Here is a 9,333-nt window from a genome sequence, read left to right on the forward strand (position 1 = left end):
CGGCCCGTCACCCTCGCACGGCCCGTCACCCTCGCACCGCCCGGCAGGCGAGGTGCAGCGCGAGCCGCACCTCGGGGTCGCCGAGGTCGAGCCCGAGGAGCTCTTGCGTGCGGGCGATGCGGGCGGAGACGGTGTTGCGGTGGAGGCCGAGCGCGTCGGCGGTGGCGGCTATCCCGGATTCGTGGTCGAGATAGGCGGTGAGGGTGGGAAGCAGCTCCGGCGCGGCCGAGACCAGGGGGGCCAGCAGTGACTGCGCGGCGGGCACGAACGTGTCGCTCTCCGTCCACGAGAGCAGCAGCTGTTCGAGACCGAGGGCGTCGATGCGCACGAACCAGCCGGTCGCCGAGCGGTCCACGGCGATGCGGGCGGCATCCCTGGCGCCGGCGATCGTGGTGACGAGCCCGGCCGAGCCGTTCTCGGGGGAGCCGATGCCGGTGGCCACATTGAAGCCGCGCCGGGTGGCGGTGTGCACGGCCCGCAGGGCGGCGACGTGCGCCTCGACCTCGCTCGGCGATTGGGGAGAGGTGAAGCTGAGCCAGCCGATCAGGCCGCTCCCGGTCATGACCGCGTGCGAGTCCATCGGAAGGGAGCCGAGCTCGCGTGTGACGAACCGCAGCAGCTGGAAGGTGTCGACGCGGGTGCGGCCGACGATGCGGAATCCCAGGTGATGTCCGCTGGTGCGCCATCCTCGATCCACCATGCGCTGCTCGAGTTCGGCGTCGCGGCCGTCCCTGTGCTCCAGAAAGTCGCGCATGAGCGCGGAGGCGACGGCGGCGTCGTTGACGTCGGCGACCTCGTCGATGAGGATGCGCGCGGCGACGGCGGGCATGGCGACCTCCGCGGCGACGGCGAGGGCGCTCAGCTGGAGGGCGCTCAACCCGGCGCCGAAGAACGCCAGCCGCAGCCCCGCGCGGCTGGGGCTGTCGACGTGCACGGAGGCGGCGGAGCCGTCGGCGACCGTGACCGTGTCGAGCCAGGGGCCGAAGTCGATGGCGGCGTGCACGGCATCCGGGAGCCCGCCACCGGCCTGCAGGAGCACACCTTCGGCGTCGATGAGGGCGATGCCGTGACCGACGCTCGACGAGAGGTGCCGCAGGAGGTCGGCGAGGTTGTCGGCGTGGTACTCGATCGACTGCGCGACCCGCCGCACGTAGCCGAGCGTGAGGGCGTCGCGCCCTTCGAGCAGCTGCCAGCACGCCTTGGCGAGCACCATCGGATCGTCGGTGTTCAGCAGCATGAGCCCGATGCGGTCGGCGAGGATGCGGCTTCCGGCGCCGAAGTGGTCGGCTCCCGGCATGGCGAGCGCGCGGTACCCGCGATCGCGCACGCGACGGATCAGCGCATCCTGCTGCCACGAGGTCGGCGGGGGTTCGACGGTGAGGATGCCGAGGGCGGAGTCTGTCGTGGCGTCGCCCTGTGCCGTCAGCCGCGCCTCGACGGAGTCGACGACGACGTCGCTCCAGGGGGAGTCGTCGGTTCCGGCCACGGGGCGGAGTCCGCCGTTCGCGGGATGCGCAAGCAGGGAGGCGAGATCGAGCTGCTGACTCATGCGGCCGGCACCAGCCCGTCGAGCCCGAACGCAGCCGGAGCGACGTGTCGGAGCCGCTCGGGCGTCGACATCCACCAGGCAGGTGCAGGCAACGCGATCACGGCGACGTGCCGCGAGAACGTCACACCGTCGACGAGGAGCACGTCGCGCGAGATCGAGTCGATGGTCACGATGATCTCGGGTGTCGCTGCTTCGACGACGCCGTTGCGCATGAAGGCGAGAAACTCGGAGCGCCCGATGATGCGGAAGATCTCGCCGCGATCGTCACTGATCTCGATGGTCGACGCGTGCGGATCGGTCGGGGATGCCTCGACGCCGGTCACCCGTCCGGTGCCGAGCATCCGGCCGCCCAGTCGCACCGCGAGCTCGGAGAGTGGCGCCGTCGCAGCCGCTTCGAAGGCCGCCCCGAGCTCGAGCGCGCGGCTGTGGTTGCCGAGGATGGCGTGCTCCCGCAGTTCGCCGACGGTGAAGCCGGCGATCACGAGCGGCCCGACACCGCCGGCCTGAACGACGGCGCTCCGCACCACATGCTCTACATCGGCGGCGCGGTCGGTCGCGACCAGCACGATGCCGTCGGCGCCGGAGCTGCACACGGTGACCGTTCCGGGAACCCGGTCGGCGAACAGCGACACCTGGTCGACGCGGGGGAGCGCGCGACCCATGAAGTCGGCGTCGACGATCCGGCGATCAGCGGCCAACAGCAGGGGGGTGAGTCCGTTCATCCCGGCTGCCTCGAGCGAGCAGACCGCCTCGGCGCGCACGCCCGTCCACCGTTCCGCGGCCGCGATGAGCGAGACGAAGGGGTCTAGGTCGGGGATGCGTTCGGTGAGCAGGTAGGTGGAGCCGACGTACGCGGCGGCGAGACAGGGAGTGTCGGGGTCGAGGTCGTCGGGGGCGTACAGGTCGATCGGCCAGAGCGGCGCATCGGCGATCATCAGTTCGAGCAGGTCGGTGCTGCCGCCACCCCCGGAGCCGAGCAGAGAGAACCCCCGGGCGAGCTCAGTGAGCTGCGCCTGCTCGAGGGTTCTCACCATGCGTCAAGCGTAGACATGAATCACACGGCTGCTGCCACTGCAGCGGCGGCATCCGCGAGCGTCTCGACCGGAACGAACGTCTCGCTGAGTCCGAACGCCGACGGCCCGAAAGCGCGGAGGGCGTCGGGCGTGCGCATCAGGTCGGGGGTCGAGATGCCGAGCACCTTCACGCGCTGGCCGTAGCGCAGGCCCTCGGTCGTGATCGGCTCGCCGGTCTCGATGTCGACGACGCAGATGAGGTCGGGCACGATCGCCACGACCTCGCCGCCGCGGCGCGCGACGAGATTCTCGTTCTGGAACGCGATCTCGAGCGAGTCGGTGCTGTCGGCCTCCAACGACGCGATGGTCGCCCGGCCCTTGGCGAATCCTTCGGTCGTGCGGCGCTCGACGTCGGAGACCTTGCCGGAGAACAGCTCGCGCACCTCGGAGTACAGGGTCGTGGAGAGCGTGCGCTCGATCGCCTCGAACGGCGAGCGGTGCTGCTCCCGGGCCTCGCGGATGGCCCTGCCGAGCGAGAGCGCCATCGAGAGGGTGCGCGGTACGGCGGTGCGCTTCACGTCGGCGCCGGTCATGGCGTACTCGGCGATGTGCCCGACGCCGCCGAGGCGGATGGTGACGCCTCGCGCGAGCCATTCCATCTGGCGGTCGTCGTCACCCGTGTCGATGATGACGCGTTCGCCGCGCTCGCCGGCGAGGGCGAGAGGCGAACCGTGCACGCCGTAGACGGCGAACGTCTCCATTGAGAGCTCGGGAAAGGCGCGCCCCATTCCGTCGGCGTCGACGACCGGGAGACCGGTCTCGGCGGCGACGACCAGCGGGATCATCGAGTTGATGCCCCCGCACTCGATGGGCATCGTCGCGTCCGCGGTTCGGCCGAGGTGCTCTTCGAGGGTTCTCAGGGCGAGCGTCGGCTCGGTGCCGGCCGGGATCTTCTCGATCATCACTGTGGGGGCGCCCATCTGGGCGGTGGGGATGACGAACAGGTCGTCGTCGAGCTCGTCGGGGTCGAGCACGGTGATGGCGCCGTCGCCGAGCACTCGTTCCACGAGCATCGTGCCGATGTAGGGATCGCCACCGCCGCCGGTGCCGAGCAGCGTTGCGCCGCGGGCGAGATCGGGCAGGTCGGCAGCGGTCAGAGTCCAGCTCATGCGAGCACCGCCGCTGTCTCGTGCGCCGCCGTTTCGCCCGCCACGCTGTCCAGCGTGCCGTCGAAGCGGTGCGAGGGGATGTCGTAGCCGAAGTACCCGGGGCCGACCATCGCGAGCGCGTCCGCACTGTGCCAGCGGGGGTCGCTCGGTGCGGCGATCACGCGCACCCTCTGCCCGTAGCGCAGACCCTCGGTGGTGATCGGCTCGCCGGAGTCGTGGTCGAGCACGATGATGAGGTCGGGTGTGGTCACGAGCACATCGCCGTCGCACTCGGCCATGAGGTGCTCGTTCTGGAACGACAGGGTGAGCGTCGACGAGACGTTCTCGATGCGCGCACGTCCGCGCGCGAATCCGGAGGTGGTGCCGCGCTCGACGTCGACGACCTTGCCGGCGAAGAACTCGCGCCCGCCGAGCAGCTCGACGGTGCGGACGACCGCGTCGGACTTCTCGGCGCGGGCTTGCTCGATGCCCGAGCCGATGCGCAGGCAGGTGCTCAGCGAGTCGGGCACGAGGGCCTCGCGTGCCGTGCCGCCCGACATCGCGAAGCCGGAGATCATGATCGAGCAGCCCATCTCGACGGCGGCGACCCGGGCGATGCGCTCGGTCCACGTGTTGTCGACGGTCTGCAGCACGCCGACGTTGCCCTTCTCGTCGGCGAAGGCCAGCGGCGATGCGGTCACGCCGTAGAGCGTGGGGAGCACCATCTGCAGTTCGGGGAACGCCCGGCCCATGCCGTCGGCGTCGACGAGGGGGAGCCCGAGTGCGGCGGCAGCGGCGACCGGGATGGTCGAGTTCACGCCGCCGACCTCGGCGCACGCGACGTGCGTGACCGGGCGGCCGAGGTAGGTTCCGAGTGCCTGCACGGGGGCGATGACCTCGTCGAGGCTCGGCAGCTTCTCGACCATCACGGTCGGGGCGCCCATCATTGCGACCGTCAGCACCACTGCATCCTCGGGCAGCTCGGCGAGCGAGACGACCGTCACGGGCCCGTGCGTGGCCAGCGCCTGCTGGGCGAGCAACCCGCCGATGTACGGGTCGCCGCCTCCTCCGGTGCCGAGCACGGCCGCGCCGCGGGCGAGGTTCGGGATGAGGTCGGGCGTCAGTGTCCAGCTCACGCCCGCACCCCCATGTCGAGGTCGCCGACGGCTTTCACCCTGATGCGGGTGGCGTTGCCGGGCAGGTAGGGGATCGGAACCTCGTCGAAGTCGACGATCGAGACGGACTGCGGCGCAGCGCCGGCGGCGATGGCCTTGTCCACGGCCTCGGCCCGCACAGCGGCGATGGCCTCGTCGCGACGGCCGGGCTCGATGGCGTAAACCTTGTCGATCTCGCCGCCGACCTGGGCGATGGATGCGCCGATCGCGTTGGCGACGGCGTAGTTCTCCGGCCTGTGCACGGCGCCGAACATCGGCAGCTCGTCGGGCAGCAGGATGGAGCCGCCGCCGACGGCGACGACGGGGATGGGATCGGGCGAGGTGCGCATCCGGTCGACCGCTTCGGCCACGCGCTCGGCGATGCGGTCGAGCACGCGCGCGACGAAGACGGGGTCGAGGTGCTTCACGAGCGACGGATCGCCGACCTCCGCGCGCCCGGCGGCGACGGCGATGTCGGTGGCGGTGAGGGTCGACCCGCCGAACACGAGCGCTTCGGTGGTGAGCCGGTAGCCGACGGATTCGGGGCCGACCTCTGCGGTCTCCAGGTCGACGATGCTGCCGCCGCCGATGCCGAGTGAGAGCACGTCGGGCATCCGGAAGTTGGTGCGCACACCGGCCACCTTCACCTCGTTTGCGGTCTCGCGGGGGAAGCCGTTGACGAGCAGGCCGATGTCGGCCGTCGTGCCGCCGACATCCACGACCGCGCACGTCTCGAGTCCGCTGGTGAGCGCCGCGCCACGCATCGAGTTGGTCGGCCCTGAGGCGAACGTCGCGACCGGATAGAGGCGTACGTAGTCTTCGTCCATCAGCGTGCCGTCGTTCTGGCTGAGGAAGATCGGTGCGTCGATGCCCTGCGCCCGCACGGCGGAGGTGAGGCCGTCGACGATCTCGGACGCGAGTTCGCGCAGGGCCGCGTTGATGATCGTCGCGTTCTCGCGCTCGAGAAGACCGATGCGGCCGATCTCGTGCGAGAGGGAGATCGCGACATCGTCGCCGAGCACCTCGGACACGATCGCTGCGGCCTGCGTCTCCAGGTCGTGGTTGACGGGGCTGAACACCGACGAGATGGCGACGGAGCGGATACCGTTCGCAGCCATGTCGGCCGCCAGGCCACGCAGCTCCTCCGGGTCGAGCGGCGAGATGGGCCGGCCGTCGAACTCGTAGCCGCCGTGGGCGAGGTAGCTGCGCGCCTCGATGGCCTCCTTGAGCGGTTCGGGCCAGTCGACGAGCGGCGGCAAGGCCTTCGTGGCGGGAAGGCCCAGGCGGAGCGCCGCCGTGGGCGCCAGACGCTTCGCCTGTACGAGGGCGTTGATGAAGTGCGTCGTGCCGATCATGACGGCGCTGATGTCGGCGCCGGCGAAGTGATGCCCTTCACGCAGAGCCTCGATCGCCTGCACGATGCCGCTGGTGACATCCGGGCTCGTCGAGTTCTTGACGCCGGCGAGGGTGACCTTGCCGTCCATGAGCACTGCGTCGGTGTTGGTTCCGCCGACGTCGATGCCGATATGCATTGTTCCCGCTTTCGTTGATGGTGCTGTGCCGCTGACGTGCTGTGGTGCTGAGGTGCTGAGGTGCCGCGCTAGCTCGAGGTGACCGCGGAGGTCTCGGTCGTCTCCACCCGGTCGGCCTGAATCGTGCGGGCCTTGCCGACTCCGCGCACCCAGCCCAGCTTGCCCGCGATCACGTAGAGCACGATCGAGAGCACCAGCGACAGGAGCGCGGGGATGCCCCAGGTGATGAAGTAGCCGGCCACCGACGAGACCGCCCAGATGATGAGAGTGGCCGGAACCACCCGGGGTGCCGTCTCGGGCAGCGTGCCGGCTGCGCGGGTGGCGTCGAGGTCGCCGCGCCAGCGCTTCACGATGAAGTACTCGGCGACGATGATGCCGGCGATCGGCGGGAAGGCCACGCCGAGGATGGTGAGGAACCCGGTGAACTGCGCGAGGATCCCGGCGGCGGCGAGGATGGACCCGACGACACCCAGCACGATCGTGGTGGTGACCCGGTTCAGGTTCTTCGCGAACGCCGTCGAGATGAAGTTCACCAGGCCGAGCGTGGAGGAGTACAGGTTCCAGTCGTTGATCTTGAGCGTTCCCGTGATCACGATGATGAGCCCGACGAAACCGATCGACGAGGTGACGATCGCCACGATGTCGCCGGTCGCGGCGGCGTGGGCGAGCAGAACACCGGCCAGGCCGATCACGAACTCGCCGAGCGAGACGCCGACGACGGTCTGCTTGACCACATCCGCTTTCGACCGGTTGAAGCGGGTCATGTCGGCGGTGATGATCGCACCGACGATGAGGCCGCCGGCGACGATTCCCGTTCCGGCCCAGACGCTCATGGTGGGGCCGGGCGCGGGGGAGGTCAGCAGGTCGCCGATCGAGTGCTTCGTGAGCTCGCTGATCACAGACCAGCCGACGAGGATGAGGAACAGCGGAACGGTGATGTTCGCCAGCCACTGCATCCCGACGAATCCGAAGCTCACGATCGCCGTGACGGCGAGGCCGAAGATCAGGCTCCACACCCAGATCGGCATGACGCCGGGCATCAGTGCATCGAGCGACTGGGCCGAGATGGCGCTCTGGATGCCGAACCAGCCGATCAGGCTGATGCCGATCGCGAGACCGACGAGCGACGCGCCGACCTCGCCGAAGCCAGTCCATCGGGCCAGGAGCGCGGTGTTGAGACCCTCCTTCTGGCCGATGATGCCGACGATGCACATGATGACCTCGAGGATGATCGAGCCGAGCAGCAGCGCGAGCGCCGCTTCGCCGAAGGTCATCCTGTAGCCGAGCGTGGCGCCGAGCAAGAACTGGGACAGGGCCGAGACCTGTCCGAACCGCTGAACGGCGATGCCGAACCAGGGTTTGCGCGCGTCGGGGGTGACGCGACTGAGAGCGAAATCGTCGGCGTGTGCAGTGCGTGCCATGGTCGTGCCTCCGGGGGAAGAGGGATGGGGTGACGTCAGGCTAATCGGCCGTTCGTGCGCACTCCATGTGCAGACTGCACGAATCGAGGCGACGGGTGTGCGAGATGCACAGTCCTGCGGACCTGATCAGCGGACGCCGATCCGGCCGCGCTGCCAGAGCTGAGCGGCGGCCACACGAGGATTCGACCTCTCGTCCGTGTCGACCCCGAGCGCGAGGTAGAGCCGCGCCAGCATCGTCTCGGCCGCCCGCACTGTCGTGCCCCTGCTCTCGGCGATCGCTTTCGTCGAAGCCCCGCCGGCGAGCATCCTGAGCACCTCGGCCTGGGCGCGGGTGAGGATGATCGTCTCCGGCTTGCTCTCGGCAGCGGCTTCCGGCTCGGACTGGCCGGAGATCGCGTCGGTGATCGCGGAGGCGAGGCCGGCGATGCCCTGAAGGCGGGACTTCACGAGGTAGATGGAGCCGGCGGGGAGTGGGTCGGAGGCCTCGATCGCCAGCTCGGGCGACTGGTGCGAGGTGAGCACGACCAGCCCGACCCAGGGATAGGCGGCATGGATGCGCCGCAGCAGCTCGGCGCCGGACTCGCCGCTGGCGAAGATCAGGTCGCTGATCACGGCGTGCGGATCGACGCGCGCTGCGAGCTCCCACGCCTGCTGCGCCGACGTGGCGGTCAAGACGTCGAACCCTTGCGCTCGGAGGCCCTCCGAGACGAGCGAGGCGGTGAACTCGTCGTCGTCGGCGACGATCACTCTCAGGCCCTTGCGCTTCGCAGCGTTCGGGCCCGTTCGATCCGTGTGTTGCACTTGTCACTTCCCAAACGACAGATCGACTGGCTGTACCAGGTATCCGGTTCGGGTCACGAAGATCTGGTGGGCACGCGCCGCGGCGGTGCTCTGCACAAGTATCCGAGCGGGCGCACTGTCGGCACCAATTCGCTTTCCGGCCGCGGATTCGTTAAGCGAATACTGCGAGGGAGCGAGTGCCGTGCCGCCGAGGTATCCGCGTGAAGAGAATCCACGTCCGGCGGTCAGTGTAGACCCGGCGCTCCGAGCTCGATAAGTGCCTGCACCGCCGGAAGATCGGGCGCCGACCACTCGAGACCCGACAGGTGCGGAACGCTCAGCCACTCCAGGCGATCGTGATCTGTGCTCCGTGCCGGCGGCGCACCGGCGAGCGCGGCGAGGTAGCAGCTGAGGTCGATGGGCCGCCCGCCGACGACGGTTGTCGAACGGTCGAGGAGCCGGCCGACGGTGATCTCGACCGACAGCTCCTCACGGATCTCGCGCACGAGCGAGTCGGGCGCGGACTCTCCCGGCTCGACCTTGCCGCCCGGGAACTCCCAGCTCCCGGCAGGCGCCTTGTGCGGCGCGCGTCGGCAGGCCAGAACCCGGCCGTCGGCGACGATGACGGCGGCGACCACGCCGAGCGGCCGGGGAGCGGGCTCGTCGTCGGCGTTCGCGTGCATCCCCTCATCATGCCGCGCGAACGCCGAGGGGTCCCGACACGCCGTCTGAGCGG

At 69.8% G+C, this 9,333-nt stretch carries 8 protein-coding genes; all 8 read right to left on the bottom strand.

Annotation, left to right across the window (positions count from 1 at the left end):
- Positions 1–25: 25 nt before the first annotated feature.
- The gene (locus tag ACFVWR_RS12925) at positions 26–1,549 is read right to left on the bottom strand and encodes a helix-turn-helix domain-containing protein (protein ID WP_387212441.1); all 1,524 of its coding nucleotides are present in this window, start codon (positions 1,547–1,549) and stop codon (positions 26–28) included.
- Entirely contained in the window at positions 1,546–2,583 is a 1,038-nt protein-coding gene (locus ACFVWR_RS12930; protein WP_387212444.1) for a DUF917 domain-containing protein, read from the bottom strand. The genes ACFVWR_RS12925 and ACFVWR_RS12930 overlap by 4 nt, the downstream gene beginning before the upstream one ends.
- 20 nt (positions 2,584–2,603) lie before the next feature.
- Positions 2,604–3,731 (bottom strand): DUF917 domain-containing protein, encoded by a 1,128-nt coding sequence (locus ACFVWR_RS12935; RefSeq protein ID WP_387212447.1) that lies wholly within the window; start codon positions 3,729–3,731, stop codon positions 2,604–2,606.
- Positions 3,728–4,846, bottom strand: a complete 1,119-nt coding sequence (locus ACFVWR_RS12940) for a DUF917 domain-containing protein (RefSeq protein WP_387212450.1) — start codon at positions 4,844–4,846, stop codon at positions 3,728–3,730. Before ACFVWR_RS12940 ends, ACFVWR_RS12935 begins: the two co-directional genes overlap by 4 nt.
- Positions 4,843–6,396, bottom strand: a complete 1,554-nt coding sequence (locus ACFVWR_RS12945) for a hydantoinase/oxoprolinase N-terminal domain-containing protein (RefSeq protein WP_387212453.1) — start codon at positions 6,394–6,396, stop codon at positions 4,843–4,845. The genes ACFVWR_RS12940 and ACFVWR_RS12945 overlap by 4 nt, the downstream gene beginning before the upstream one ends.
- Before the next feature lie 68 nt (positions 6,397–6,464).
- The gene (locus ACFVWR_RS12950) at positions 6,465–7,817 is read right to left on the bottom strand and encodes a purine-cytosine permease family protein (protein WP_387212456.1); all 1,353 of its coding nucleotides are present in this window, start codon (positions 7,815–7,817) and stop codon (positions 6,465–6,467) included.
- Positions 7,818–7,943: 126 nt separating this feature from the next.
- Entirely contained in the window at positions 7,944–8,618 is a 675-nt protein-coding gene (locus ACFVWR_RS12955; RefSeq protein ID WP_387212458.1) for a response regulator, read from the bottom strand.
- 224 nt (positions 8,619–8,842) lie between these two features.
- On the bottom strand, positions 8,843–9,333 hold a 491-nt coding region (locus tag ACFVWR_RS12960; RefSeq protein ID WP_387212461.1), incomplete at its 5' end, for a (deoxy)nucleoside triphosphate pyrophosphohydrolase.

The sequence above is a fragment of the Leifsonia sp. NPDC058292 genome, from assembly GCF_042880955.1.
Taxonomy (GTDB): Bacteria; Actinomycetota; Actinomycetes; order Actinomycetales; family Microbacteriaceae; genus Leifsonia.

Bases quoted from the DNA above. Each gene is read 5' to 3' on its own strand.
- ACFVWR_RS12925 (WP_387212441.1), bottom strand. From the start codon at position 1,549: ATGAGTCAGCAGCTCGATCTCGCCTCCCTGCTTGCGCATCCCGCGAAC.
- ACFVWR_RS12935 (WP_387212447.1), bottom strand. From the start codon at position 3,731: ATGAGCTGGACTCTGACCGCTGCCGACCTGCCCGATCTCGCCCGCGGC.
- ACFVWR_RS12945 (WP_387212453.1), bottom strand. From the start codon at position 6,396: ATGCATATCGGCATCGACGTCGGCGGAACCAACACCGACGCAGTGCTC.
- ACFVWR_RS12950 (WP_387212456.1), bottom strand. From the start codon at position 7,817: ATGGCACGCACTGCACACGCCGACGATTTCGCTCTCAGTCGCGTCACC.
- ACFVWR_RS12930 (WP_387212444.1), bottom strand. From the start codon at position 2,583: ATGGTGAGAACCCTCGAGCAGGCGCAGCTCACTGAGCTCGCCCGGGGG.